Origin of the sequence: Xanthovirga aplysinae, assembly GCF_009711365.1 — a bacterium.
Lineage (GTDB): Bacteria > Bacteroidota > Bacteroidia > Cytophagales > Cyclobacteriaceae > Xanthovirga > Xanthovirga aplysinae.
Genome location: NZ_SMMB01000166.1, coordinates 1 through 560, shown reverse-complemented (window position 1 = coordinate 560; position 560 = coordinate 1). Strand labels below are relative to the sequence as shown.

Genomic DNA, 560 nt, shown 5'->3' with positions numbered 1-560 from the left:
AAGATGCCCGTTCCGGGCACACACAATGGCTAAAAAATCATAACAGCCCCTCGGGACAGCAACGATTTTTAGCCGAGCCGTTATAAGCAAGTTAAAAACAGACAATAAGCACAATTTTTTAATGATGAAAAGAATACTATTTATTTTAAGTTTTAGTTTTTTGAATTTTTATGTTCAAGCACAGCAAATAGGAGATATAAATAGCCCACTCTACCATAAAGATGGAAATGTGGGTATTGGTACACAAACCCCTTCTGGGCCATTAGAAATAAACAAATCGAACGCAGGAATAAGAATTTTAACTGATCTTGCAAACCAACCTTATGTTACATTAGGAACAAGTATGATTGATAGGTGGTCTTTAGGTGTTTATGAAACCACAAATTCAAGGGCTAGAAATTTTTTTATTTATGAAGATCACTCAAGTTCAGGAGGGACCACTGGGATAAGGTTTATTATGAAACCAGGTGGCAATGTAGGCATTGGCACCTTAGACCCTGAGGATTACAAATTAAAAGTAGAGGGAGCTTTTAATAATACAATACCCTCCACAAATACCA

1 protein-coding gene is annotated in these 560 nt (G+C 36.2%); it reads left to right on the top strand.

Features of this window, described 5'->3' with window-relative positions:
• Positions 1 to 121: 121 nt before the first annotated feature.
• The coding region (locus E1171_RS00280; RefSeq protein WP_155202992.1) for a hypothetical protein at positions 122 to 560 on the top strand (439 nt) is incomplete at its 3' end.